Below are 23,819 nucleotides of genomic sequence, written 5' to 3' on the forward strand. Positions count from 1 at the left end.
CCCGTGACGGCGGCCTCGTGCCGCCGGTGTGCTTCGGTCGGATCAGGTGATCGTGCGCGCGGGGCGGCCGCGGCGCCCCGGCCGTGCCGCCGCGGCCACGATGGCGACCAACAGCACGCCGACGATCACCCAGTAGGTGATGCCCAGCGGGCTCGGATCGGTCCACCGGTTGTAGCGCAGCCAGACCGCGTCGGGCGCGAAGAACACCACCGCGGCCAGCGCCCAGCGGCCGTCCCGGGTCACCATGGTCCAGCCGAGGGCGGCGCCGAGCAGGGCGACCTGACCGACCGCCACGGCGGCCAGCCACATCGGCGACTCCGGCCAGGCGATCAGTGCCTGCCGGGCGATGTACGCGGCGACCGGCACGGCGAGCCACCACCACGACCGCCGGCGCAGGGGTCGGCGGCGGGACAGCACGGCCAATGCGGTCACCCCGACGAGCAGGGCCAGGAAGGGCACGAGCTCGGCTCGCGTGCCCATCTGCGGCGAGAACGGCGGCAGCTCGTCCCGCAAAGACCAGGCTGTGGGCAGTTGCAGGCGGCTGACGCCGAAGGCCTCGACGAGCGCGAACGGCAGGGCGAGCCACGGCTTGCCGATGAGCAGCGCGACGAACACCGCGGCGAGCAGCGCGGGCCAGACGAACCAGTCCGAGCTCCACGAGTGGCCGACGGCCGTGCCGAAGGCGCCGAGCGCGAACAGGAAGGTCGCCATGTGCAGCCCGTCGACGTACCACGCCGGCCCTCCGTTGACCACGCCGGCCGCGCGCAGCTTCGTCGCCTCGACGGCGAGTGCCACGCTCTCGCGGGCGTCGGGCCAGCGTTGACCGGGCCGGGCGACGGTCAGCAGCGTGTCCACGATCTCGGCCCCGTGGGTGGTGCGGTAGCCGCGCGGGTACAGCCGGATGAGCCGGCCGTAGCGGCGGGCGAGCACCTCGCTCATGCCGTCGCCGTCCGCACGGCGGCGTGGCGCAGGACGAGGCGGGCGGCCTTCTGCATGCGCACGGCCTCGGCCAGGACCGCCTGGCGGCCGTCGTCGGTGAGCCGGAAGTAGCGGCGCGGCCGGCCGGCCACCGTCTCCTCGTGATCGAGCTCGATCAGGTCCTGGTCGGCCAACCGGTCAAGCGAACCGTACAGCGTGCCGACCGGCAGCCTGACCCGCCCGCCGGAGAGCTCGAGGGCCTGCTTGATGATCGCGTATCCGTGTCGCGGCCCGTCGAGCAGCGCGGTGAGCACGTAGTAGGTCTGCTCCGTCATGCCCGGACCATACTTCGCCGCTCGAAGTATGGCAACGCACCCCACCGGCGGACGGGTGCGCCAGGCCGGCCGCGCAGGCATCGTGGCCACGCGATCAGTTCGAGATCATCCGCCAGGCGAGACGCTCAGACTGCTCGCAGCTTCCGGTTGACGTCGCCGGCGCGGGGGTCGCCGATCGCCTCGAAGTGCTGCAGGGCGCGCCGCCACGACACGGCCGCCCTGGCCCCGTCACCGGCGGTGTGGTGGCGGTCGCCGGCGGCGACGAGGACGTCGGCGGCGGTGGCACGGTCGCCGAGCTGCTCGAAGAGCTGGATCGCCTTGTCGTAGCAGCGGGTCGCCTGCTGGTGGTCGCCGAGGTGGTCGTGGGCGACGGCGAGGCTGTCCCACGTGCCCGCCTCACCGTGCTGGTCGCCGAGCTCCTGCAGCAGCTGCAGCGCCCGGCCGGAGAGGTCCAGGGTCCGCCGGTGGTCGCCGAGCTGGGCGTGCAGCCATCCGGCCGCGTTCAGGGTGCGGGCCTGCCACAGTACGTCACCCGCCGCCTCGAACAGGGCGAACGCCTGCTCACTGTGGGCCAGGGCCTCCCGGTGCCGCTGCTGGACCTGCAGCATCCAGCCGATGTTGTGGTGCGTGCGGGCCTGGCCGACCGGGTCGTCCAGGGAGCGGTAGAGGTCGATGGCCTGGTCGAGGTGCGTCGCGGCCTCGTCGAAGCGGCCCAGCCGGGCGAGGGTGCGGCCCAGGTCGCGGTGGACGTGCGCGCGGCCGAGGACGTCGCCGACGCGCAGCAGCGCCGCGAGGGCCGCGGTGGAGGTGGCGATGAGGTCGTCGAAGCGGCCCTGCCAGTCGAGGTACGTGGTCAGCGTCCACGCGAGCCGCCACACGTGCTCGTCGAGCCCTTCGGCGGCGCCGCCGTGCACGGCCGCGAGCAGGACGGCGTCCTCGGCGGTGAACCACGCCATCGCCTCGTCGCCGCCGCGGACCTTGAGGACCGTGACGCCGGCGGCGGGTCGCGGCAGCGTCGTCGGCGGGCGGCCGGTGTCCAGCTGCATGACCGCCGCGTGCGCGGTGTGCAGGTAGTGGTCGAACATCCTGAGGACGCCGGCGCCGCGGTCGGCCGAGACCTGTTCGGCGGCGTAGCTGCGCAGCAGGTCGTGGAAGCGGTACCGGCCGGGCGTGTGCTCGGTGAGCAGGTTCGCCTCGACGAGCTCGGCCAGCAGCGCCCGCGCCCGCGGCAGCCCGACGCCGGCGACGCTGGCCGCGGCCGGCACGCCGAGGTCCGGGCCCGGGTGCAGCCCCAGCAGGCGGAACATCCGCGCCCCGTCGCCGGTCAGCGCTCGGTACGACCAGGAGAACACCGACCGCACGTCGGTGCTCGTGTCGCCGCCGTCGAGGGCGTCCAGCCCGCCGGCCGTGTCGCGCAGCTGGGCCGCCTGCTCGGCGAGCGACGTGCCGGGCCGGGTCGCGGCGTGCGCGGCGGCGATGGACAGCGCGAGCGGCAGCCGCGCGCACCGCTGCACGATGTCCGCGACGGCGGCGGGCTCCGCGGCGATCCGGGCCGCGCCGAGCCGGAGGGTCAGCAGCTCGCGCGACTCCCCCGCCGTCAGCAGGTCCAGCGTGAGCGGCACCGCGCCCTCGGCCGCGACCAGCGACGTCAGCTGGTTGCGGCTCGTCACCAGGACCAGGCAGCCGGGTGCGCCGGGCAGCAGCGGCCGGACCTGGTCGGCGTCGCGGGCGTTGTCGAGGATGATGAGGACCCGCTTGCCGGCGAGGATGCTCCTGTACCGGGTGGCGCGGTCGTCCAGCCCGGCCGGGACCTGCTCCCTCGGCATCCGGAACGCGTGCAGGAAGCCGCTCAGCGCCTCCGCCGGGTCCATCACGGCGCCGCGCTGGTCGAAGCCGCGCAGGTTCACGTACAGCTGGCCGTCGGGGAACCGGTCGGCGACCCGATGCGCCCAGTGCACCGCGAGGCTGGTCTTGCCGACGCCGGGCGGGCCGGACACCGCGCAGACGACCGTCGTGCGTGCTGCCGCCGCCTCCTGTACGAGCGCGTCCAGCTGGGCGAGGCGCTCCGCGTGGCCGGCGAACCCGCGGACCGCCAGCGGCAGCTGCGCCGGCGCGGCGGGCGCGGCGGCGGTGGCCCTGGACGCGGCCAGGTCGAGGGCCGGGTCCTGCCGTAGCACGGCCGCTTCGAGGTCGCGGAGGTTCTGGCCCGGGTCCAGGCCGAGCTCCGTCGCGAGCGCCTGGCGCAGCCGCTGGTAGGTGGCGAGCGCGTCGGCGGGGCGGCCCGACCGGTACAACGCGAGCATCAGCTGCCCGTGCAGGCCCTCGTCGAGAGGGTGGTCGCGGGTGAGCCGCTCCAGGTCAGGCACGAGCTGCGCGTGCTCGCCGAGCTGCAGCCGGCACTCGGCGAGCGCCGACTGGGCGTGCAGGCGCAGCACCTCCAGCCGCCCGGCCTCCGTGTCGAGCCCGGTCTGGCCGGCGATGTCCTCGAGCGGCCTGCCGCGCCACAGGGCGAGGGCCTGCTGCAGCACGCGCACCCGATCGGCGTGCTCGCCCGGCGCGGTCCCCTGCCGGATGAGACGCTCGGCGACCGCCACGTCGGTGGCGTCGTCGCCCGGCAGGGCGAGCACGTAGCCGGGCGGACGGGCCACGATGGTGTCCCGCCCGCCCAGCACCTGCCGCAGGTACGACACGTGCCGCTGCAACGTGTTCATCGCCGTGGCCGGCGGGTCCTCGCCCCAGACGGCGTCGATCAACCGATCGGTGCTGACCACCTCGCCCCGGCCCACCGCCAGGGCCGCCAGCACCGCCTTGCGGCGCAGGCCGGGCACCTCGCGGGGCACCCCGGCCTGTGTCACGTCGATCGGCCCGAGGAGCCTGACCTGCATCGCGTCCCCCACACCCCTTCAACGACCGGTAACGCTAACCGGAGGTGCGGCGGTGCAGGGACCGTCGGTCGGTGACCTGACAGCCGGTATCAGGCGCCGACGATCCGCCACACCTGCGAGTTGGCACCGGTCCACGGCCGCGTGACGGCGCGGAAGTCCTGCGCGCTGGACACGTACGCGTCGAGGTACCGGCCGCTGCTCAACTGCTGCACGGTGTAGAACGCGCCGCCGTAGTCCTGCAGCCGCCACAGCTGCGTGTTGTCGAACGTCTGCCGCGGCCGGGTCACGACCCGGTAGTCGAGGCTCGCGATCTCGTGCGCGTCGAGGAACCGGCCACTACTGGCCTGCTGCAACGTGTACAGCCCGCCGCCCAGGTCCGTCAGCCACCACTTCTGCGTGTTGTCCGCCTGGTACGGCCTGGTCACCACGTTGTAGTCCTGCGACGCGATCTCGTGCGCGTCGAGCAGCCTGGCCCCGCCGTCCTGCGCGAGGATCACGAGCCTCGGCGCCGCGAGGGCCTGCGCCGCCTGTTGCCGCGTCGCTGCCGACGCCGCGGTCGCCGCCGTTGTCGCCGCCCCGAAGAGCATGGCACCCGCGGCCGCGAGCACGACGACGACCCGCCATCCGGCGCTGCGCTTCGCTTTCATGGTCCTACCTCCATGGTCCACGCCGGCCGGACCTGCCCGGCCGATCTCCCCGAAGGCTGACCGGCACCGCTGAAACGCTGCTGAAACACCGCTAGGCTGGCCCGGTGGGAATCGAAGTGGAGGAGGGCGCGTTCGTCGAGGCGCCGACCGCCGACGCGACCGGGATGGACCGGCGCGCCTTCGGCGAGTTCGTGAGCCCGCGCGGTGAGCTGGCCTCGTACGCCTTCGGTTGGACCACCGGCGCGCAGCCGCACGCCGGCCGCATCTCGATCGGCATCGGCGCCGGCAACCCGGGGGGCGGCACGTTCCACGCGCTCGTCGTGCCGCACGACGACGGCCACGGGCTGTCGCTGACCGACGAGCCGTTCGAGCGGGTTCCGCAGGGCGGCCCGCACCTGACCGCCGGCGAGGCCCGCGCCCACGACACCCTGCCCTTCATCTGGTGGGTCGCCGACGCCGTCCTGGACCGCGACCGCCGCGCCGCGTGGATGCTGCACTGGCTCACCGGCACGACCAGCATCCAGACCCTCGAGGTCTTCGAACGCCGCGAGCCCGTCCTGTACGTCAGCCACGACGCTGACGACGGTGTCTGGCAGCTCATCGGCCCCACCGACGCAGACCCTCGCACTGGCAGGCTCGGCCACCTGCACCACGCCGTCGACGAGGACCCCACCCTCGTCGCCGTCCTCGACCTGCGCCCCGGCGAGTCCGCGACCCGCCCGGCCCCCGGCGCCCCGTGGACCCGCCACCCCGCCCGCCGCCGCTGGTTCCGCCGCCGCCCTTGACCCGCCGCCCTTGACCCGCCGCCCTTGACCCGCCCTTGACCCGTCGAGCCGGCACGGCGGTCAGTCCGGCGTGCCTGCGCCCTTCGCGCACGGCATGTGCCGCAGGATCGCCGCCGTGATGGGCTCCGGCACGCGGCGCAGGGTCTGGGCGGCGCGGATCCGGTCCATGCCGGACAGCGCGCCGGCCGCCACCACCGGGTCGAGCAGCGCCACGATCTGGACAGCCGGACCGAACTCCAGCGACTCCAGCACCGCGGCCACATCCGGCGCTGGGACACCGGTGAGCGCGGCGGCGGCGTCGGCGGGGCGACGCAGGGAGGCGATGCCCAGCTGGGCGAGACGGTCGGGCAGCGGGCGGCCTTCGGTGCGCAGCCATCGCCACCAGCCGCGTCCGTCGGTGCGGTGCTGTGGATGGTCGAGCAGCCACAGAAGGAACCGCGCCCGCAACCTGGTGGACTCTTCCCGACCCGTGGCGACGTCGGCGAGTCGGGCGCGCAGCGTGGGGTCGTCGAGCGTGCGGGCCAGTTCCCAATATCGGTGGTCCTTGCACCGCTGCGGCCTGCCGACCGCGCCGGTGATCAGGTCCTGCAAGGGCCTGATCACCGCCGGAGGCGCGCCGAGGACCATGAAGGTCAGCAGCACGCCCTCCTTCAACGACCACGGCGACCACGGCCACGGTCCGGCCCGCCATGTCTGCGGATCGATGGCCTCCAACGTCAGGAACTCCACCGCGGCCTCGGCGAGGCGTCGCCGCTGCAGCGCCCGGACCAGCCATGGTCTGGACGGCAAACCGCAGAACGCCACGACGTCGGTCATGGGCGCGACGGTACGCGAGGACGACGAGGTCGCAGAGCCAGTTTCCGATCGGTGCCAAGAGCCAGACCCATCACGGGCTGGCCCGGTTGCGGGTCATCGCGCCTGAGCTCGCTGAGCTCATCGAGGATTCGGAGGTACTGGCGTGACGGGGCTGAGGGACCTGCTGGCCGAGGAGGCGGGCGACGCGCGCACCTACGACGTGACCGACCGTGCCGTGCGGGTGGTCAGGCGGCAGCGGATGATGGCGCGTCTGGTGCCGGCTGCGGCGGCGCTGCTCGTGGTCGCCGGCCTGCTCGGGGTCGGTGTGCGGTTCGGTGGCGGCGGCGATCAGGACCCCCTGCCGGCCGCCGCCGCGGGCCTGCCGGGGCGTCTGGTCCCGCAGGCGTCTCCGCCGGAGCTGCCCGAGGATCGTGGCGTCGGCCGGGCCGCGCTGGCCTACCTGGACGGCGGTGGCGACCGCTGGGTCCTGGTGACCGCGGACGGCAACCAGTACCGGGTGAACGGGCTGAGCGTGGACGGCATGTCGCCGGACGGGCGATGGCTGCTGGTGCTGCGGCCCGACGGAACGAGGGTCCTGCGCGATCTGACCGGCACCGGACGGCACGAGTTCGCCGGCGGGGACACGACGTCCGGCGCGAGATGGTCGGCGGACAGCCGGCGGCTGGTGGTGCAGATCTCCGACGGGACCGCTGCCACGAATTCCGTCGTCACGTACATGGTCGACCTCGCCACCGCGGCACGCGCCACGGTGCCGCTGGACCCCACGCTTCCCGACCGGGTGTGCGCGGTCCGCAACTCCGGTGTGCTCGTGCTGTGCCCGTCGCGCGAGTCGGCCCTTTCCGGGCTGCGCCTGGCCGACGGCACGACCGGACAGGTCATTCGCGACATACCCAGCGGGAATCTGGGCCTGCGCCCCACGGAAGCGGTGCCGGCCGAGCTCGGAACGCCGAGGCTGGGCCCGGACGACCACACGCTGTTCATCGGTACCCGCGACACTGCCACGCCGGGCTCGGCCGCAGGCCCGGCGGCAGGTGGGCAGAACCGGTTCCTCGTGGCGTTCGACCTCGAGACCGGACGGCTGACCGGGCGGTACCCGCTGCCCGACCAGATTCCCGCAGCCCAGCGCCCATTCAACGGGGCTGTCGAGTACGGGCAGCCGGACGAGCGCTACGTCCTCGGCATCCACGCCGACGGGCCGCTGCTGCTCCACCTCTCGCCGAGCCGGAGTGACCCGTTCACGGTCGGATCCGTGTCCATCGAGCTGATCGCCCAGGACACCGGGACGCTGAGCACCGTCACGCTCGTGTCGAGGCCGATCACGCTGATCCGCTACCCCGGCTGACAGCCGCCACGCCGGTCGGGACCGGTCATCGTCCCGGCCGGCTGAAGCGTGCGCCAGGAGCCGCCGCGGTGTCAGCCGTCAGCTGTAGACGACGGTCACCTGCCGCAGGACGATGCCGACCTTCGGGGCGCCGTCGTCCGCGCTGCTGCCGCCGGGCTTGACCCCGCCGGCGGCGACCTTGTCGATGATCTCCATGCCCTTGGTGACGGTGCCGAACCGGGTGTAGTCCGCGGGCAGCATCGGGTTGTCGCCGTAGTTGACGAAGAACTGGCTGCCGCTCGTCCCCGGCTCCTGGGTGCGGGCCACGGCCACCGAGCCGCGGCGGTAGCCGGGCTGGGTGCCGAGGTTCTCCTCCGCGAACTGGTACGCGGGGCCGCCGGTGCTCGTGCCCGAGGGGTCGCCGCACTGCAGGACGAACAGGCCGGCGGTCGTGAGGCGGTGGCAGGCGGTGCCGTCGAAGAACTTCTTGCCCGCCAGGTAGGCGAAGCTCGCCACCGTGCACGGGGCGGCCTTGGCCTCCATCGCGATCTCGACCACGCCGAGGTTGGTGGTCAGCGTCATGGTCGCCTTCGTGCCGCTGGGGACCGTTGTCGGCGGTGTGCCGACGTCCTTGATGTTCGACTGGTTGCCGGCGGCGACCGGCGACCAACGGCACCCCCCGCCGGCAGCCGACGACGACGGCGATGAAGCGGATGGGTCGATCCGCTGAGCGAACTGCTGCCCCGGCGACGCGGCGCACCCGGCGAGCAGCGACGCGATCACGGCCGTGCACAGCAGGACATGCGATCGACGGATCATGCGTGCACCCTACGACACACCGCCGGGATCGTCGTGCGCCGGCGGGCGGGGTGCCAGGGCGACGATGAGCGGCAGCGGGATCAGTGCGGCCATGGTGACCGCGAGACCGACGTGACCGGCGGCCCAGCCGATGAGGGCCGGACCGAGCAGGATTCCGGTGTAGGTGAACGTCGTCAGCCGCGAGATCAGCGTCGCTGTGGAAGCGCCCCGCAGCCGGCCGACCGCGCTGAAGGTCAGCGGTATCAGCACCGATGAGCCCAGCCCGGCCAGGGCGAAACCGGCCACCGCCACGACCGGGTGCGGCGTCAGCACGGCGGCCGCGAAGCCACCCGCCGCGATCACCGCGCCGAGGCGGAACAGCGTGTTGCCGCCCCAGCGGCCGGTGAGCCGGTCGCCGACCAGCCTTCCTCCGGTCTGGCCGCCGGTGTACGCGGTGATCGCGGCCGCGGCCAGGCCGAGGTCGGCGTGCCGCTCCTGATGCAGGAAGATGCCGCCCCAGCCCAGTACCGCACCCTCGTAGATCATGAGCGCAGTGGCGGTCAGGCCCAGCACGAGCAGGGCGCCGCTCCAGCCGGTCCGCGGGCCGGCCGCGCCACCGGCCTCAGCTCCGACCCGCCCTGCTGCCGGCAGCCGGGGGCCGAGCGCGAGGCCGGCCGCCAGCAGCAGGCCACCGGCGGTGACGAGGTGAGCGGCGAGCGACACCCCGGCGTGCGCCAGGATCGCGGTGGACAGCGACGCGACGACCGCGCTGATGCTCCAGGCAGCGTGGCAGCCGTTGAGCACCGGGCGCCCGGCCCGGCGTTCGACGGCGACCGCGCTGGTGTTCATCGCCGCGTCGGTGGTGCCGTGGACCGCGCCGAGCACGGGCGCCAACGCGGTGAACCACCACGGTCCCGGAGCGACGGCGATGCCGGCCAGCAGCAGCGGCATGACCGCAAGGGTCACGCGCAGCACCACCCGGGCCCCGACCCGGGCGGTCAGCGGCCCGACGAACTGCATACAGGCCAGCGCGGCCACCGCGAACAGCAGCCCGGCGAAGCCGAACCGCCCGTCGCTGAGATGGTGGGCCTCCTTGAACGAGGGCGCCCGCACGATGTACGTCGACAGCGTCAGACCGTTGAGGAAGAACACGCCCGTCACGGGCCACCGCCCCGGCACCCTCACGATCGGCTGCCTGACGACGGTCTGGTCACTGACGGCCATGCGCTCCACCCACTCTCGGCACGGACCCGGTCGGGCCCCACCTCCATGACGAACGGCGACCAGCGGAAAGCGACAACCACCACCGACGGGATCGGCGAGCCGGTCCGAGCCCGGACGGGTGCCGATCCGGGCACGAACCGGACGCTACGGCTGCGCGCGCTCGCCAGGTTCCGCAGACAGTGGGCAACCATCCCCGGGGCGGCTCACGACGACGCCGCCCTCACCGACGCGGGTGTCACGGGTCAGGGCGGCGGTCAGGGTGCGGTCCTCGGCCGGCGGGGGTGTCATCGGCCGAGGCGGTGCAGGAGGAGGTGGGCGCCCTGGGTGGTGGCGGTGTGGGTGGCTGCGTGGAGGTCTTCGGGGTTGCCGGTGGCGAGGCCGCGGACGCGGAGGAGTTCGGCGGTGAGGACCTGTTCGCCCACGGCCGCGGCGGCGGTGAGGCCTTCGGTGGCGAGGGCGGCGGCGGTGGTGCGGTCGCCGGCGGCGAGGTGGGCCTCGGCCATGGCGGCGATGGAGATGGTCCTGGTGGCGCGCAGGCCGAGGCGGTGGATCGCCTCACCGGTGGTGCGCATCGTCGCGAGGTCGGCAGGTGTACCGGTGTGCACGGCCGCCCAGGCGGCGACGAAGTCGCCGGTCGTGACGAAGTGGGGCATGCCCTGGCGGGCGCCGATGTCGCGGCAGCGCTGGGCGGCGGCGAGGCTCGCGGGGACGTCGTGCTCCTGCAGGGCGGTCCAGGCGGCGTACAGGGCGGCGTTGGCCCGGCCGTAGGGGTCGTCGCAGCGCTCGGCGAGGGCCGCGGCCGCGTCCAGGTCCTCCAGGGCGGCGGCGGGCAGCCCACGGAGCGAGCGGACGAGGGCGCGGAAGTTGTGCGCGGCGAGGGCCGGGGTACGGCCGGCCTGGGCGCGCAGGTGGCGGGGGTCGACGGCGGCGAGGCGGTCGACGGCGGTGCTGAGGTGCTCGTCGGCCTCGGCGAGGCGGCCGGTGAAGTAGCAGGCGACGCCGAGCAGGTACGGCCCGGCGGCGGCGAGCAGCTGGTCCGAGGGCGCTCCGGCACCGAACGGCTCCTCCGCGGGCGCGCCCGCACCAAGCAGGCCACCCGAAAGCCCTCCCGCCGGTGCACTGGAGTCGAGTGCCCCCTCCGCCGGCGCGCCGCGGCCCGCGGGCGGAGCGGCGGCGATGAGTCGACGGGCGAGGTCTTCGGCGACCGCGTACTCGGCGCGGTTGCAGGCGACCTCGCCCAGGGTCCACAGCGCGGCGCGGACGTCGGTGCCGGCGCCCGTGTACGGCAGCAGCCACCTGGCCCGGGCGGCCGCCTCGGCGACCGCGTCGCTGCCGACGCCGACGGTGCTCTGCAACAGGGCCGCGCGGCGCAGCTGCACGTCCAGCTCGGCGGCGGCCGCGTCGGGTGACGTGGTGGCATGCGGCGCGAGCTGGTCGGTGGCGCGGGCGAGGTGGGCGATCGCGTCCTCGTACGCGAGGCGGCGCGCGGCGTCGTCGGCGGCGCGCACCGTCCACTGGAGATGGTCGCCGGCGTGGCCCAGGCCGATCGACCGTCCATAGTGGAACGCGATCTCGCCCGCAGTGAGGCCGCCCGGGTACGAGGCGGCGGCCGCGGACGCCAGGCGGGCGTGCAGGGCGGCCCGTCGCGCCGCGGGCAGCTCGGCGTACGCGACCTCGGCGAACAGCGGGTGCCGGAACCGGACCGCGCCCGGGCCGGCCTCCGTGAGCAGCTGCGCCGCGGCCTGGCCGGCGAGCAGTTCGGCGGCGGGCGCGCCGGTCACGACGGCGAGGAGCCGCAGCTCCAGGTCCCGTCCGGCGACGCCGAGCACGTCCAGGCACTCGCGGGTGCCGGCGTCGCGGACACCGTCCAGGCGCAGCCGCACGGCGTCGCGGACGCTCGGCGGCAGCCGCTCCCCCGGCGCGGCAAGGATCTCGGTGAGGAAGAACGGGTTGCCGCCGGTGCGCTCCGCGAGCCGCCGCACCACGTCGTCGGGCGCGGGCGCGCCGGTGCGGGCCGCGACCAGGTCGGCGACCCCGGCGGTGTCGAGACCGGCGAGGCGCAGCTGCCCGGATCCGGCGCCGCGGGCGAGGTCGTTGAGGGTCTCCACGAGGGCGGGGTCGCTCTCGTACGGGCGCAGTGTCGCCAACCCGAGCATCCGTCCCGTGTGGACGGTCGTGGCCAGGAAGCGGGTCAGCAGCAGCGAGTCCGCGTCCGCCGCGTGGAGGTCGTCGAGCACGAGCACCAGGCCGGAGGGGGCGGCGGCCGCTCGTACCAGGGCCGAGACCGCCTCATAGGCGCGGAACCTCGCCGCAGGGCCGGCCGCGCCGTCCGCCGTGGACGGTCCGTCGACGAACCCGGTGAGGGCCGCCGCGGGGGCCTCGACGTGCGGGAGGGCGAGGAGTCCGCGCACGATCTGGCTCCACAGCCAAAACGGCGGGGGCTGCCCGACGGCGGGGCAGCGGCCCCACACCACGGGGACGCCGGCGGCCGCGGCCCGGTCGGCGACGGCCGTGACGAGGGTCGTCTTGCCGATGCCGGCCTCGCCGACGACGGCGACCATCCGCCCGCCGCCGCGCAGCGCCGCCCCGAGATGCTCGTCGAGGACGGCCAGCTCGGCACCCCGCCCGACGAAGCCGGCTGGCGCGGTCCCGCGCCCGGCGGAACCGACCGGGCCGGCGCCCCGCCCGACGGAGCCGGCCGGCGCGGTCCCGCCCTCGACGAGGCCGGCCGGCGTGGTCCCGGGTCCGATGAGGACGGTCGGCTCGGCGCCGGGGACCGTGTGACTGAGGATCCGGTGGTGCAGCTCGCGCAGCTCCGCGCCCGGCTCGACGCCGAACTCGGCGGCCAGGAAGCGGCGGCCCTCGTCGTGGACGGCGAGGGCCTCGGTCTGCCGGCCCGCGCGGTACAGCGCGAGCATCAGCTGCCCGCGCGCCGACTCCCTGGCGGGTTGTTCGGCCACGAACCGCCGCAGGTCGGGCAGGACCGCGAGATGCCGGCCCGCGGCGACGGCGGCGGTGCAGCGGCCCTCCTCGGCGGCGAGGCGGGTCTCGGCGAGCCTGGCCACCTCGGCGCGCACGGCCGACAGGTCGCCGGCCGGCGGGTCGCCGCGCCAGAGCGCGAGGGCCCGCGTGTAGTCGCGCTCGGCGGTGGCGGGGTCACCGGCGGCGAGGGCCCGCGCGCCCGACCCGGCGAGCGCGGCGAATTCGACGGCGTCGATCGCTTCGGGCGGCACGCGCAGCTCGTACCCACCGGCGTGGCCGACCACGACCGTGCCCTGCGCCCGTGCGCCCCGGCCCGGCTCGAGCGCCCGGCGCAGCGCGGCGACGTAGCTGCGCAGCGTCACGTGCGCGCTCGGCGGCGGGTCACCGTCCCACAGCGCGTCGGCGAGCCACCCGGTGCTGTTCACCCGGTTGGGCCGCAGCAGCAACAGCGTGAGCAGCGCCTGCTGCTTGGGGCCGCCGACCGGCACGGCCGCGCCGTCGCGGGACACCAGGAGCGGCCCGAGTATCGCGAACCGCACGCTCCCGGACATGACCGGTCGAGCATAACGGTGTGCCACAATGGGCCGCATGCGACGACTCCGAAAGGCGCATGGCGCGTAACACACCGGGCACCGTCAGGATGACACCGCGGCGGCCCACCATCGACGGCTTGTCGGGCCGCGCCAACGCGGCGATCCAGGCCCTGCGCCCCGGCATCGGCGATGTCGGGGACGCGCTCCGCGGCTACCGGCGCGAGATCCGGCGGGCCGGCCGCTGGATCGACCTGGCCGGCCAGTGCCCCAGCCCGAGCTGCGACATCGGCCACCAGCGGGACGTCCTCGAGGCGGCGCTGCACGCCCTCCCCCGCGACGCCGCCCGCGAGCTGCGGCGTCTCGTCGCGGCGCTGGACGAGGAGTTCCTGCGCAAGACGCTGCCCGACCCGCGCGCGGCCACCCGCGGCGCCTGGCACGCGCGGGCCTGGTGGCGGCAGCGCCTCGAAGACCGGTGACGTCAGCTCGGCCGCAGGACGTCGACCGGCGGCAGGTCGCGGTTGGCGGCGTGGACCTCCACGATGCCCGCCAGGGAGAGGCGTCCGCACGCCGGTCACTGGAGGGACTTGCGGAACCAGTGGCCGGCGTACGGGCTGTCGTTGAACGCGGGCACCTCGTGGAAGCCGTGCCGCGCGTACAGGGCGCGGGCCTCGACCGGGTCGCTGCGCACGTCCAGTCGCAGCGACGTGACGCCGTCGGCGAGCGCCTGCCGCTCCACGACGGTCATCAGCCGCGCGCCGACGCCCTGCCGCCGGACCCTGTCCGACACGTAGACCCTGGTCAGCTCGCCCACCCGGCGGCCGTCCTCGGTGACGTACCGCAGGCCGATGCACCCGGCGACCGCGGTGTCCACGGTCGCGACCCAGAACCAGCCGGTCGGCGGCTGCAGGTCCTCGTCAGGGTCCTCGGTGAGGATCCCGTCGACCTCCGCCTCCGTCAGCGGGCGGTCGTAGTACCGCCCGCCGATGTCGTGGTAGTAGGCGCGCAGCGCCTCCCGCGCCTGCGGGTGCGCCGGTGCCACCACGGTCACGGTCAGGCGGGCTGCGGGGACGGCCGTCACCCGCCCATCATCGACCGGTCCGCCACCGGGCCGCCACCGCATTCCCGGTGGCGCCGGGCGTGGCATGATGCGAGCCACCCGACGAGCCCGAGGGATCCGATGAGCGCTGGACTGGCGGCGGAGCTGTGCTACACCGGCGCGGTGCGGCTGCGCCCTTCGCCGGCCACGTTGCAGCGGTACTGGCCGGCCGTCACCCTCACCGACGGCACGAGCCGCGGCGGCGGGTACATCGTCGGGTTCCCGGAGCTCACCGCGCCCGACCCGATCCGGCTCCTCGTCAGCTTCGGGCGGCCGGCGGCGCCGTACGGCCGCCGGGACCTCAGCCACACCCGCGACTGGGCGGAGGCGGCTGAGGTGATGGCGCGGGTGACGCACACGGTGACGGTCACCGAGATCTTCGGTACGCCGTTCGCCCCCGCCGACCGGGTGCGGGCCTTCACCGCCGTCGTCCGTGCCCTCGCCGACGACACGGCACCGGTCGCGATCTGGTGGCCGGCGAGCCGGCTCGCCACGCCACCCGCCTTCGAGGCGGGCGGGGTGGTCAACGTGCGGCACCACGACGTCACCGGGCGATACGTGCTGGACACCCTCGGGCTCGGCCCGCTCGGCCTGCCCGACCTGCAGTGCGTGTGCGGGGCGCTTCCCCCGGAGGCGCTGACCGCGTACCTGGCGGCGGCCGCCTGGGCCGTGATGGACGGCCGAGGCATGAAGGCCGGCGACGTCGTGCCGGGCCTGACCCCGCACCAGCGGTGGAAGGTCGAGGCCGGGCCCGCGTTCGCCGCGCCGGACCGGCCGGTCCTGACCATCACGCCGGACGGCGCCGCGTAAGGTCGGCGGCATGAAGCTGCGTGAGGCCGAGGTGTCGGTGCCGGCGCCGGGCGGTCCGATCCGGGCCGTCGTGCTGCGGCCCTCCGGCGACGGACCGTTGCCGGGCGTCCTGCTGTACACCGACATCTTCCAGCTGACGGAGTCGACGCTGCGGACCGCGCGGCGGCTCGCCTCGGCCGGGTTCGTCGTCTGCGTCCCCGAGATCTACCCGCACGGCGACCTGGCCGGCGTCGCGCTCGAGTTCGACGACGCGGGCAAGCAGGCGGGCCTCGCCGGCGCGGCGGCCACCACGACCGCCTCGTTCGACGCCGACCGGGTGGCGGTCCTGTCGTACCTCGGCGAACGCCCCGACACGACGACGCTGCTCGCGACCGGGTTCTGCATCGGCGGGCACCTCGCGTTCCGGGCGGCGTTCGACCCGCGCGTGGCCGCGACGGTCTGCTTCTACCCGACCGGCCTGCACAACGGTGCGCTCGGCGCCGACCCCGACGCCGGCACCCTCGGCTCCCTCGCGGAGATCCAGGGGCGGCTCATGCTCGTGTTCGGCTCGCAGGACCCGCACGTGCCCGCCGAGGCCCGTCTGCAGATCGTCTCCGCACTGTACGACGCGGGCCTGCACGACGTGGAGCTGCACGTGTACGCCGGCGGCGAGCACGCGTTCATGCGCGACGTCGGCCCGCGCCACGACCCGGCGCTCACCGACCTGGCGCTGACGTCGGCCATCTCCTTCTTCACCACGCTGTAGCAACCGTCCCGCACCCCGCCGCCGTCACGCTCGTCTGAGACGTGACGAGCGACGGACGGAGTGGTGCATGCGGCGGCAACTGACGGTGCTGGGTCTGACGGCCGGCGCCCTGGTGGCATTCGGCTCGGCCGCGCTCGCGGCGCCCTCGTCCGTGCCGGGCACCGTCTCCTCGGGCAAGGTGAAGCTGGCGGTGCGCTCCGCCCCGACGGCCGCGTCACCCGCCGTCGGCAGCCTGCGCAACGGCGCGAAGCTGTCGCTGGTCTGCTCGGTGCAGGGCCCGAGGACGAAGGGCCGGGTCCGCACCACCGACCGGTGGGACCGGCTCACCAGCGGCGCCTACGTCTCGGACGCCTACGTCTCACGCCGCAAGGCCGTCCCAGCGTGCCCGGCCCCGGCTCGTTCCGTGTCACCGTCGGTCCCACCGTCTGCCACGCCGACGGCCACGCCATCGGTCACGCCGTCCTTGATCGTGCCGCCGACCGGCGCCGTGCCCGTCGGCACCTGGGTCACGCCCGTGCCGGGCAAGGGCACCAGCGGCTTCCGCACCATCTCCCGCCCGACCCACGACGGCATCGACATCATGGCCGCCCGCGAGACCCCGATCCGCGCCACCGCCGCCGGCACCGTCATCACCGTCGTGTGCAACACCTCCGGCCCGTCCTGCGACGTCGACGGCTCACCGAGCATCAAGGGCTGCGGCTGGTACGTCGAGATCCACCACGCCGGCGACATCGTCACCCGCTACTGCCACATGGTCCGCCAGCCCGACGTCACCGTCGGCCAGCAGGTCACCGCCGGCCAGACCATCGGCCACGTCGGCACCTCCGGCAACTCCTCGGGCCCCCACCTGCACTTCGAGGTCCACTACGGCCGCCCCGCGACCCGCCTCAACGCCATCGACCCCGTCCCCTTCATGAAGACCGCCGGCGCCCCCGTCGCCTGACGCCAGGCCGAAGCGCGCGAACGCGGCGTGGACCGCCCGGGCGCTCGGGCCCAGCGGCCCGGAAGGCACCGGAAGCACACGGACAACGCAATGCCCGGATGCCTGCACTTGGCCGGTCGCCCACCGCACACCTTCGGCGTCGGTCCCGAACCGGACGACGTCACCTTGTCGTACATCCGCCACCGACGCCGGTCAGAGCACCGCCGCGACGAACGTCTCCGGGTCGACGGTGCCGGGCCGGTCGCTGACCTGGCCGTCGCCGAGCTCGATGACCCGCCACACGCCGTCGGCGCGCAGCGCCAGGTCGACCGTGACGAACGGCAGCCCCAGCGCGGCGACCAGCGGCGCCACGGCGGCCAGGTCGAGATTCGGCGGCGGGTCGTGCGGCGTGTCCGGGTGCGGGCCGACGAGCGTGCACACGCCGCCGACCCACCAGGTGCGGACCTCGGCCTTGCTCAGCTCCTCGAACCGGCGCAGCACGAACCCGCCGGTGAACTCGTCGTCGCGCAGCTCCCGGAAGCGTTGCGCGACCGCCCATGCCGCGGAGGTGTCGGCGAGGTCGGGGATGAACGCGGCCTCGTGCCAGTGGTGCTTCATCGACTTCGTGTAGTCGCGCAGGACGGCTCTCCCGGTGCCGAGGTCGCTCGCGGCCCGCTCGAACGCCTCGCGCCCGTCACCGGTCGTCCACACCGTGGGCGGGGTGACCTCCGCGAGGGCGGCGTACCAGCCGGGGAGCTCGTGCGCCTGCCGGTACTGCGCCGCACTGGTCCGCAACGTGACGCCACGGTCCCGCAGGGCTTCGGCGAACGCCGCGTACCGTCCGGCGCGCAGCATCCAGCCGCGGTACACGGCCTGCCGGTCGCCCTCTTGGACGCGGGCCACGGCTCGCCGCGCCCCGTCCGGGGTGGTCAGTGCGTCGTGGTCCACGACCGCCACGTCCAGGCCCGCCTCGCGGGCGGCGTCGGCCTCCGGGGCGAAGTGCTCGTCGGGTCGGCGGGGGCGCAGCGGGTCCGCCGGTACCAGCAACGTCGTCGGCATCTGGATACCGTACGCGGATGGTCACACTCGAGTTCACCGCCGACGCCGCCGAGTTCCTCGCCGCGGCCGGGGACCACCTGGCCGCCGACCCCGTCCTGAACACCGTCGTGACCGCGAACGCGTACAAGCCCCGCACCTGGCCCGACGGCGGCCCGCCCGCGCACTTCTGGTGGCTCGTCGCGCGCGACTCCTCCGGCGCCGTGGTCGGTGCGGGCATGCGCACCGCTCCGACGGCGCCGCATCCGCTGTACCTCCTGCCGATGCCGCCGGCCGCCGCGGTCGAGCTCGCCCGTGCGCTGCACGCCCGCGGCGAGGAGACCCTGGCCGTCAACGGCTCGCTGCCCGCGTCGCGGGTGTGCGCCGCCGAGCTCGCCCGGCTCCACGGCGGCCGGGCCGACGTCCTCGTCCACACCCGGCTGCACGAGCTCCGCGAGCTCGTCCCGCCGCGCCCCGCGCCGGGCCGCCTGGCCCCGGTCCCCGCCTCCGATGTCGACCTGGTCGTCGAGTGGGTCGCCGCCTTCATGGGCGACGCCGACGACCAGGCCGGCCGCCCCCGCGGTACGGGCATGCACGCCTCGGCCGACCGCCAGGAGCTGCTGCGCCGCATCGACGACGGCCTGCTCTGGTTCTGGCTCGACGGCACCGGCCGGCCGGTCAGCCTCGTCGGCGCCACCGCGCCCGCCTACGGCGTGGTCAGGATCGCGCCCGTCTACACCCCGCCGGACCAGCGCGGCCACGGCTGGGCCAGCAACGCCGTCTTCGAGGTCTCCCGCCGCCTCCAGTCGGCCGGCGACCGCGTCTGCCTCTTCACCGACCAGGCGAACCCCACGTCCAACAGGATCTACGCCGCGCTCGGCTACCACCCCGTCGTCGACATGGCCAACTACGGCATCACCATCGCCTGAGTTGTCCGGGGTTGATTGCCCGATGGGCCTCGGCCCTGCCGGACAACGGCGGATGCCCGCAGGGTCGGAAGGGTCGCGGCGGACGGCGCCGCGCCATCCGAAGGGGTCAGCCTTGAGACGACTCTCCCGGGCGCCCGCCACGCTGCTGTGCGCCGCCGCGGTCGTGTCGCTGCTCGCCGGCTGCACCGGCCCGCCACAGGCCGCCCGGCCGGTCGCCGCCGAACGACCGCACCCCGAAGCTCGCCATCAACCTCCGGCACGTGACGGTCACCTACAGCTGACGCACGGCCCGTTCACGAGCCGTCCGGCAAGCCTGCGCGGCGGGTGAGCAGGTAGCCCTGCGGGGTCGACTCGCCTTCCCCGGCGGGGCGGGCGGCGCGGAAGAGCGTCGTGAAGCCGGCGGTGGTGAGGCGGTGCTCCATCTCGTCGGCCGGCAGCCAGTACGCGTCGAACTCGACGCCGGCGGTGCGGCCGGCTCGGCGGAGGGTGCCGTCGCCGTCCTTGAAGGCCGTCACCAGATGGCCGCCCGGCTTGACGACCCGGGCGAGCTCGCCGAACGCCGCGGCCCGGTCCTCGGGGGCGAGGAAGATCAGCGAGTACCAGCAGACCACGCCGGCGAGGGATGCGTCGGCGAACGGCAGGTCGCGCAGGTCGGCGACGGCGAAGGGGAAGGCCGGGTGGTCGCGCCGGGCCACTCTGACCATCTCCGGGGACAGGTCGACGCCGTGCGGGGACAGGCCGTGCGCGGACAGGTAGGGGGCGAGCCGGCCGGTGCCGCAGCCGACGTCGCCCACGTCGGGGCCGAGGCCGGCGGCGAGGGTCAGCTCGCAGAACAGGCCGAGCACCGCCCGCTCGACCGGCATCCGGTCCAGCTCACCGGCCAGCCGTTCGGCGTACACCTCGGCCAGGACGTCGTGGGCGGCTCGCAGCTCATCGGTCTTGGCATCCACGGACGAACCATAGCCACCGGGAACGGCCGGCGCCGCCGACCTCCTCCGGGCGTTGGGCCGGCCCTCCCCTACGATGGCCGCGTGTACCTGCTTGAGCTTGCCTTCGACGGGAGTCCCGACCGGCTGGCGGTGCGGCCCGCGCACCGGGAACGGCTGCGGGTGTTGCACGAGGCCGGGCGGGTGGTGATGGCCGGGCCGTACTCGGACGAGACCGGCGCGCTGCTGCTCTTCGACGTCACCGCCGAGGAGTTCGACGCGATCATCGATGACGACCCGTACTACCGGGCGCCCGGCGTGACGATCGTGCGGCGCCAGGAGTGGGTTCCGCTCTTCCGCTGAGCGCCGGCGCGTCCGTTCGTGCACGTGGCGCACGGCGGCCCGTCCGGCGGCGCTGTGCGGCGGTAGCGTGTGGCGATGGCGGCGCGGGAGTCCGGCCCTGGCACGGCGGTGCTGACGGCCGTCGCGGCCGTCGCCGCTGTCACGTACTTCCTGCTGGCGAAGCACGCCCCCGGACGGTGGCGCGGCGGGCGGCTCGACGACGTGGACGCGCCGCTGGACCTCGGGTGGCTGTACGACGGGTTCGCGTGGCTGGCGCAGTACGTCGGGACGGTGCTGTCCTGCCTGTCCGGCGCGGCGGCCGTGCTGCTGGTGCTGGTGGCGGCGTTCCAGGTCACCTCGCCGCGGCTCGACCCGGTCCTCTCCGTCGCCCGGACGGCGCCGGCGCTCGCGTTGCTGGCGATCCCCGCCCTCGCCGTCGTCTGGTTCGTCGCCGCGCAGGTCGCGCTGCTGATCGCGCCCTTCTTCGGCATGTATCACGGGGAATACCACCCCGCCGTCCCGTAGCGGACCCGCACGGGCCACGACCGCCCTGACTTGTGGCGCCCGCGTATCCTTCATTTACATGAGTCGATTCTTTGCGAGAGCGGCCGTCATGGCCGGCATCCTCGCGATCACGCTCAACCCGGTGGCCGCCGGTGCCGCCACCGTCCCGACGGCCGTGTTCTCCCAGGACAGCACGTGGCCCGCCGGCTATGTGGGCCGCATGACCGTCACCAACGGCGGCACGGCCGCCCTGACCTGGCGGGTCGAGTTCGACCTGCCCGCCGGCACGACCGTCGGCAACTCCTGGAACGCCACGGTGACCCGCTCCGGCACCCACTACGTCGCCGTCGGCGCGTCGTGGAACGCGAGCCTCGCCCCGGGCGCGTCGACCGACTTCGGCTGGGTCGCCGCCGGCCAGGGCACGCCGCAGGGTTGCCTGCTCAACGCCGCCCCGTGCGACGGCCGCCCACCGTCGCGCGACGTCCGCCCGCCTTCGACCCCGACCGGCCTGCGCGGCACCCCACAGGGCGGGGCGTACGTGCTCAGCTGGTCCCCCTCGACCGACGACCGCGCCGTCACCGGCTACGAGATCTACTCCAACACCTCCAGCGCCCCCATCGCGACCGTCACCGGCACCAGCTACAGCATGCCGACACCGCCACCGGTGGTGATGTCGTTCGGTGTACGGGCAGTCGACGCCGCCGGCAACCGCTCCCCCTTCGCCACCGTGGGCCTGGGCACGCCGCCGGACACCACCGCACCCAGCCAGCCCACGGGCCTGACGCTGCGCGGGGTGACCGACGGCTCGTGGACGGTCGCCTGGACCGCCTCGACCGACGACCAGTTCGTCGCCGGCTACGAGGTCACCCTCAACGGCACGGTCATCAGCCTCGTCGGCAACACCACCGCCTACGTCCCCTACACCGGCTACGGCACCTACATCGTCACCGTCCGCGCCTTCGACGGCGCCGGCAACTTCTCCACCCGCGCCCAGATCGGCATCGCCGTCGACCCGCCGCCCCCGCCGCCGCCCGGCTCCTGACCGTCCTTCACGGGGCGCGCGCCACCGCCGCCGCGCGCCCTGCACGCCCGTTCAGTGGCCCTCCAGCTCACCCCTGACCCGGCCGGCGGAGAGGCGTGGCACGAGGCGCCGCTCAGCAGCACTGGCCGATCCCCCAGACGCGGGTGAAGTCGCCGGCGGCGAGGTCATGGGACCGGATCCAGTAGTACAGCGTGCCGGCGTCACCCCACATCCAGCCGGGCGCGTCGTCGGAGTCGACCTGCAGGAGCAGGACCCAGTCGGCGGCGCCCTCGCGGAGCTGCTCCACGCGCGGATCACGGTAACCTTCAGGCCCTCCGACGGAGATGCCGTTGGCGGCGAGCTGGCACTCCAGCCGCATCGGCCCCTGCACCGGCTCCGGCCAGCCGAACAGCCGGTGCCTGGGCGCCACGTCCTTCGCCCCGACACGGTCGTACAACCGGCTCACCGCGCCACGACCGTGCTCGCGCAGCCGCTCTACCGCCGGATCCCACCTGTCGGGGACCGTCAGCACCCGCCCGGGCACGCACCCCACAGCGGCGAACGACTCCACCCCTGACGGAGCCGTCACCGCCCGCGCCGTCGCGGCGTCGGACACGACGACCCGCCACTGCCGGTGGTCCGGGTCGTAGCCCCAACCTTCCATCCCGGCGGCGTCGTAGAAGAACGTCAGCAGCGCCCCGGCCGGCAACACGCCCGAGCCGCCGCCGCCGAGCGTCGCGTTGATCTCGTCGCAGTCCAGCTGGACGATCATCGTCAACGCCCGGCCGCCGTCGGTGCGCGGCCACACGAATCCGTGACCGGCGAGCACCTCACCGCCGAGCCGCGTGCCCCGCGAATCCGGCGCACACGCCCCACCGCCGGTCAGCCGGACCGACGGCAACATGTGCGGCGCGAGCACGCCCCACAGGGCCTCACCCTCGCCCGCCCCATCTCGAAGCTCGGTCACGCGTCCTCCTCGTCGTAGAGGGCCATGAGCCGAGGCAGGCGGCGACGCATCTCGTCCTCGTCGTCGAAGTCGAACTCCCAGTCCGGGCCGAGGTCGGGGTAGCGGATGACGAAGGAGTCGGCCGGCAGGTCGGCGCCGCCGGTCGCGGCACGGTGCGCATCCCAGACGACGCCGAGCATGTCCTCGCATTCGAGGTCCTCACCCTCGGCCGCCGCCGCGACGACCGCTGGGTGCACGGCGAGACTGTCGGGGTCCGCGAGCGCCCGCTCGAACGTCTCCCGGCCCTGCGCGATGAGCCAGCCGCGGAAGTACTCGAACCCGTCATCGGACGCGCCCCCGTTGATGAGGTACGCGGCGGCCCACAGATCGACACGGTACGACACCGCCAGGAGGTCCCACAGCGGCTGCGCAAACGCCGCGATCTCCGCTGCCGGCCGGTGACGCAGCAGTCGCACCACCGCCGCCGCCACGTCGTCCGGCGACGGCGACCCGCCCAGATCCGCCCACGCCGCGGAGATCAGCCGCCACACGTCCTCCGTGCCGGGCGGTGGCACCTCGACAACACTCACGGCTTCTCCTCCCCGTCGAAGAGCGCCACGAGCGCAGGGAGGCGGCGGCGCATCTCGGTCCTGTTGTTGTAATCGAAACTCCAGTCCGGATCGAGGTCGGGGATCCAGACAGTGTCGGAATAGGCGGGCACGTCATCCTCGTCGGTGGCGGCGCGGTAGGCGTCCATCACGACATACAGGATCGGCTCGCCGTCGAGATCCCCTGCCTCGGCCGCCGCCGCGATCACCTCGGGATGAGCGGCCAGGCTGTCAGGGCCGGCAAGGGCGCACTCGAACCATTCCCTGCCCTGCGCCACCAGCCAGCCGCGGAAGTAGTCGAAGCCGTCGTTGGACGCGCCGCCGTTGATGATGTAGGCGGCCGCCCACAGGTCCGCCCGGTAGGACATCGCCATCAGCTCGTCGAACGGCCGGTCGAGCGCGGCGATGGCGGCCGGCGGACGCCCGCTGAGCAATCGGACCATCGTCGCCGCTACGTCGTCGGCAGGCGGCGCCCCGCCCAGGTCCGCCCGCGCCTCGTCAACGAGCTGCCACACGTCCCGAATCCCCGCCCCACCGCTCATGCCGCACATCATGCCCGCGGGGTACGACACTTTTCACAGCCTCCTTTCACGGCGCCGCCACTGACGAGGGCCGGGCAGGGTGAGCGCTCACATCGACGTTGACAAGTACGAACGGCACCCATAGGGTCCGCGACCGAGGAAAGCGCTTT

Annotated in this window: 24 protein-coding genes and 1 pseudogene; 10 read left to right on the forward strand and 15 right to left on the reverse strand. The window is 74.5% G+C overall.

Annotation, left to right across the window (positions count from 1 at the left end; translation table 11 throughout):
* Nucleotides 1-42: 42 nt before the first annotated feature.
* The 4 genes from ACFY3L_RS15635 to ACFY3L_RS15650 all read right to left on the reverse strand — a co-directional run bounded on the left by ACFY3L_RS15635 (nt 43) and on the right by ACFY3L_RS15650 (nt 4,785).
* Nucleotides 43-939, reverse strand: a complete 897-nt coding sequence (locus ACFY3L_RS15635; protein ID WP_389323245.1) for a hypothetical protein — start codon at nt 937-939, stop codon at nt 43-45.
* Nucleotides 936-1,253, reverse strand: coding sequence for a PadR family transcriptional regulator (locus ACFY3L_RS15640; RefSeq protein WP_389323248.1), 318 nt, complete (start codon nt 1,251-1,253; stop codon nt 936-938). The genes ACFY3L_RS15635 and ACFY3L_RS15640 overlap by 4 nt, the downstream gene beginning before the upstream one ends.
* 125 nt (nt 1,254-1,378) lie before the next feature.
* Complete coding sequence (locus ACFY3L_RS15645) at nt 1,379-4,138, reverse strand: BTAD domain-containing putative transcriptional regulator (protein WP_389323251.1); 2,760 nt, start codon at nt 4,136-4,138, stop codon at nt 1,379-1,381.
* 89 nt (nt 4,139-4,227) lie between these two features.
* Complete coding sequence (locus tag ACFY3L_RS15650; protein ID WP_389323254.1) at nt 4,228-4,785, reverse strand: RICIN domain-containing protein; 558 nt, start codon at nt 4,783-4,785, stop codon at nt 4,228-4,230.
* A gap of 104 nt (nt 4,786-4,889) precedes the next feature.
* Between ACFY3L_RS15650 and ACFY3L_RS15655 the strand changes: the two genes are divergently transcribed.
* Nucleotides 4,890-5,570: a hypothetical protein gene (locus tag ACFY3L_RS15655; RefSeq protein WP_389323257.1), complete on the forward strand. Its 681-nt coding sequence runs from the start codon at nt 4,890-4,892 to the stop codon at nt 5,568-5,570.
* 60 nt (nt 5,571-5,630) lie between these two features.
* On the opposite strand, the gene ACFY3L_RS15660 is transcribed toward ACFY3L_RS15655, so the two are convergent.
* A complete protein-coding gene (locus tag ACFY3L_RS15660; protein WP_389323260.1) occupies nt 5,631-6,386 on the reverse strand; it encodes a hypothetical protein in 756 nt (251 codons plus the stop codon).
* A 142-nt stretch (nt 6,387-6,528) separates the two neighbouring features.
* Between ACFY3L_RS15660 and ACFY3L_RS15665 the strand changes: the two genes are divergently transcribed.
* Complete coding sequence (locus tag ACFY3L_RS15665; RefSeq protein WP_389323263.1) at nt 6,529-7,728, forward strand: hypothetical protein; 1,200 nt, start codon at nt 6,529-6,531, stop codon at nt 7,726-7,728.
* Nucleotides 7,729-7,806: 78 nt separating this feature from the next.
* On the opposite strand, the gene ACFY3L_RS15670 is transcribed toward ACFY3L_RS15665, so the two are convergent.
* From ACFY3L_RS15670 to ACFY3L_RS15680, 3 genes are all read right to left on the reverse strand, one after another.
* Nucleotides 7,807-8,526: a peptidylprolyl isomerase gene (locus tag ACFY3L_RS15670; protein ID WP_389323267.1), complete on the reverse strand. Its 720-nt coding sequence runs from the start codon at nt 8,524-8,526 to the stop codon at nt 7,807-7,809.
* A 9-nt stretch (nt 8,527-8,535) separates the two neighbouring features.
* Nucleotides 8,536-9,729 carry an MFS transporter gene (locus ACFY3L_RS15675; RefSeq protein WP_389323270.1) on the reverse strand — a complete coding sequence of 398 codons (1,194 nt, stop codon included), beginning with the start codon at nt 9,727-9,729 and terminating at the stop codon, nt 8,536-8,538.
* A 284-nt stretch (nt 9,730-10,013) separates the two neighbouring features.
* The gene (locus ACFY3L_RS15680) at nt 10,014-13,262 is read right to left on the reverse strand and encodes a BTAD domain-containing putative transcriptional regulator (protein ID WP_389323273.1); all 3,249 of its coding nucleotides are present in this window, start codon (nt 13,260-13,262) and stop codon (nt 10,014-10,016) included.
* An 89-nt stretch (nt 13,263-13,351) separates the two neighbouring features.
* Between ACFY3L_RS15680 and ACFY3L_RS15685 the strand changes: the two genes are divergently transcribed.
* Nucleotides 13,352-13,720 carry a hypothetical protein gene (locus ACFY3L_RS15685; RefSeq protein ID WP_389323276.1) on the forward strand — a complete coding sequence of 123 codons (369 nt, stop codon included), beginning with the start codon at nt 13,352-13,354 and terminating at the stop codon, nt 13,718-13,720.
* 95 nt (nt 13,721-13,815) lie between these two features.
* Here ACFY3L_RS15685 and ACFY3L_RS15690 read toward each other — a convergent pair whose 3' ends face one another.
* Entirely contained in the window at nt 13,816-14,322 is a 507-nt protein-coding gene (locus tag ACFY3L_RS15690; protein WP_389323279.1) for a GNAT family N-acetyltransferase, read from the reverse strand.
* A 99-nt stretch (nt 14,323-14,421) separates the two neighbouring features.
* Here ACFY3L_RS15690 and ACFY3L_RS15695 point away from each other — a divergent pair, with 99 nt between their 5' ends.
* The 3 genes from ACFY3L_RS15695 to ACFY3L_RS15705 all read left to right on the forward strand — a co-directional run bounded on the left by ACFY3L_RS15695 (nt 14,422) and on the right by ACFY3L_RS15705 (nt 16,838).
* Nucleotides 14,422-15,150 carry a DUF4261 domain-containing protein gene (locus ACFY3L_RS15695; protein ID WP_389323282.1) on the forward strand — a complete coding sequence of 243 codons (729 nt, stop codon included), beginning with the start codon at nt 14,422-14,424 and terminating at the stop codon, nt 15,148-15,150.
* Between the two features lie 10 nt (nt 15,151-15,160).
* On the forward strand, nt 15,161-15,895 hold the full coding sequence (locus ACFY3L_RS15700) for a dienelactone hydrolase family protein (RefSeq protein ID WP_389323285.1): 735 nt from the start codon (nt 15,161-15,163) through the stop codon (nt 15,893-15,895).
* A 67-nt stretch (nt 15,896-15,962) separates the two neighbouring features.
* Nucleotides 15,963-16,838: a peptidoglycan DD-metalloendopeptidase family protein gene (locus tag ACFY3L_RS15705; protein ID WP_389323288.1), complete on the forward strand. Its 876-nt coding sequence runs from the start codon at nt 15,963-15,965 to the stop codon at nt 16,836-16,838.
* A gap of 12 nt (nt 16,839-16,850) precedes the next feature.
* On the opposite strand, the pseudogene ACFY3L_RS15710 reads toward ACFY3L_RS15705, so the two are convergent.
* Together ACFY3L_RS15710 and ACFY3L_RS15715 are read right to left on the reverse strand one after the other, a co-directional pair.
* Nucleotides 16,851-17,021, reverse strand: a pseudogene (locus ACFY3L_RS15710) (DUF4265 domain-containing protein); the annotation flags it as partial.
* Between the two features lie 9 nt (nt 17,022-17,030).
* The gene (locus ACFY3L_RS15715; RefSeq protein ID WP_389323291.1) at nt 17,031-17,876 is read right to left on the reverse strand and encodes an ATP-grasp domain-containing protein; all 846 of its coding nucleotides are present in this window, start codon (nt 17,874-17,876) and stop codon (nt 17,031-17,033) included.
* Nucleotides 17,877-17,893: 17 nt separating this feature from the next.
* On the opposite strand from ACFY3L_RS15715, the gene ACFY3L_RS15720 reads away from it, so the two are divergent.
* On the forward strand, nt 17,894-18,781 hold the full coding sequence (locus ACFY3L_RS15720; RefSeq protein ID WP_389323294.1) for a GNAT family N-acetyltransferase: 888 nt from the start codon (nt 17,894-17,896) through the stop codon (nt 18,779-18,781).
* Between the two features lie 293 nt (nt 18,782-19,074).
* Here the strand turns inward: ACFY3L_RS15720 and ACFY3L_RS15725 are convergent, their stop codons facing one another.
* Entirely contained in the window at nt 19,075-19,731 is a 657-nt protein-coding gene (locus tag ACFY3L_RS15725) for a class I SAM-dependent DNA methyltransferase (protein ID WP_389323297.1), read from the reverse strand.
* A gap of 81 nt (nt 19,732-19,812) precedes the next feature.
* Here ACFY3L_RS15725 and ACFY3L_RS15730 point away from each other — a divergent pair, with 81 nt between their 5' ends.
* The 3 genes from ACFY3L_RS15730 to ACFY3L_RS15740 all read left to right on the forward strand — a co-directional run bounded on the left by ACFY3L_RS15730 (nt 19,813) and on the right by ACFY3L_RS15740 (nt 21,595).
* Entirely contained in the window at nt 19,813-20,070 is a 258-nt protein-coding gene (locus ACFY3L_RS15730; protein ID WP_389323300.1) for a YciI family protein, read from the forward strand.
* Between the two features lie 75 nt (nt 20,071-20,145).
* Complete coding sequence (locus tag ACFY3L_RS15735; RefSeq protein WP_389323303.1) at nt 20,146-20,574, forward strand: hypothetical protein; 429 nt, start codon at nt 20,146-20,148, stop codon at nt 20,572-20,574.
* Between the two features lie 58 nt (nt 20,575-20,632).
* Nucleotides 20,633-21,595, forward strand: coding sequence for a cellulose binding domain-containing protein (locus tag ACFY3L_RS15740; protein WP_389323306.1), 963 nt, complete (start codon nt 20,633-20,635; stop codon nt 21,593-21,595).
* A 112-nt stretch (nt 21,596-21,707) separates the two neighbouring features.
* On the opposite strand, the gene ACFY3L_RS15745 is transcribed toward ACFY3L_RS15740, so the two are convergent.
* The 3 genes from ACFY3L_RS15745 to ACFY3L_RS15755 are packed head-to-tail and all read right to left on the reverse strand — an operon-like array spanning nt 21,708 to nt 23,670.
* Nucleotides 21,708-22,541: a YwqG family protein gene (locus ACFY3L_RS15745; protein WP_389323309.1), complete on the reverse strand. Its 834-nt coding sequence runs from the start codon at nt 22,539-22,541 to the stop codon at nt 21,708-21,710.
* The gene (locus tag ACFY3L_RS15750) at nt 22,538-23,110 is read right to left on the reverse strand and encodes a DUF4240 domain-containing protein (RefSeq protein WP_389323312.1); all 573 of its coding nucleotides are present in this window, start codon (nt 23,108-23,110) and stop codon (nt 22,538-22,540) included. The genes ACFY3L_RS15745 and ACFY3L_RS15750 overlap by 4 nt, the downstream gene beginning before the upstream one ends.
* Entirely contained in the window at nt 23,107-23,670 is a 564-nt protein-coding gene (locus ACFY3L_RS15755; RefSeq protein ID WP_389323315.1) for a DUF4240 domain-containing protein, read from the reverse strand. Before ACFY3L_RS15755 ends, ACFY3L_RS15750 begins: the two co-directional genes overlap by 4 nt.
* Between the last annotated feature and the right edge of the window lie 149 nt (nt 23,671-23,819).

This window comes from Dactylosporangium sp. NPDC000521 (assembly GCF_042898305.1).
GTDB lineage: Bacteria > Actinomycetota > Actinomycetes > Mycobacteriales > Micromonosporaceae > Dactylosporangium.

Coding starts and splice junctions, on each gene's coding strand:
- ACFY3L_RS15635 (WP_389323245.1), bottom strand. CDS start 939: ATGAGCGAGGTGCTCGCCCGCCGCTACGGCCGGCTCATCCGGCTGTAC.
- ACFY3L_RS15640 (WP_389323248.1), bottom strand. CDS start 1,253: ATGACGGAGCAGACCTACTACGTGCTCACCGCGCTGCTCGACGGGCCG.
- ACFY3L_RS15645 (WP_389323251.1), bottom strand. CDS start 4,138: ATGCAGGTCAGGCTCCTCGGGCCGATCGACGTGACACAGGCCGGGGTG.
- ACFY3L_RS15650 (WP_389323254.1), bottom strand. CDS start 4,785: ATGAAAGCGAAGCGCAGCGCCGGATGGCGGGTCGTCGTCGTGCTCGCG.
- ACFY3L_RS15660 (WP_389323260.1), bottom strand. CDS start 6,386: ATGACCGACGTCGTGGCGTTCTGCGGTTTGCCGTCCAGACCATGGCTG.
- ACFY3L_RS15670 (WP_389323267.1), bottom strand. CDS start 8,526: ATGATCCGTCGATCGCATGTCCTGCTGTGCACGGCCGTGATCGCGTCG.
- ACFY3L_RS15675 (WP_389323270.1), bottom strand. CDS start 9,729: ATGGCCGTCAGTGACCAGACCGTCGTCAGGCAGCCGATCGTGAGGGTG.
- ACFY3L_RS15680 (WP_389323273.1), bottom strand. CDS start 13,262: ATGTCCGGGAGCGTGCGGTTCGCGATACTCGGGCCGCTCCTGGTGTCC.
- ACFY3L_RS15685 (WP_389323276.1), top strand. CDS start 13,352: ATGACACCGCGGCGGCCCACCATCGACGGCTTGTCGGGCCGCGCCAAC.
- ACFY3L_RS15695 (WP_389323282.1), top strand. CDS start 14,422: ATGAGCGCTGGACTGGCGGCGGAGCTGTGCTACACCGGCGCGGTGCGG.
- ACFY3L_RS15700 (WP_389323285.1), top strand. CDS start 15,161: ATGAAGCTGCGTGAGGCCGAGGTGTCGGTGCCGGCGCCGGGCGGTCCG.
- ACFY3L_RS15705 (WP_389323288.1), top strand. CDS start 15,963: ATGCGGCGGCAACTGACGGTGCTGGGTCTGACGGCCGGCGCCCTGGTG.
- ACFY3L_RS15715 (WP_389323291.1), bottom strand. CDS start 17,876: ATGCCGACGACGTTGCTGGTACCGGCGGACCCGCTGCGCCCCCGCCGA.
- ACFY3L_RS15720 (WP_389323294.1), top strand. CDS start 17,894: ATGGTCACACTCGAGTTCACCGCCGACGCCGCCGAGTTCCTCGCCGCG.
- ACFY3L_RS15735 (WP_389323303.1), top strand. CDS start 20,146: ATGGCGGCGCGGGAGTCCGGCCCTGGCACGGCGGTGCTGACGGCCGTC.
- ACFY3L_RS15740 (WP_389323306.1), top strand. CDS start 20,633: ATGAGTCGATTCTTTGCGAGAGCGGCCGTCATGGCCGGCATCCTCGCG.
- ACFY3L_RS15755 (WP_389323315.1), bottom strand. CDS start 23,670: ATGAGCGGTGGGGCGGGGATTCGGGACGTGTGGCAGCTCGTTGACGAG.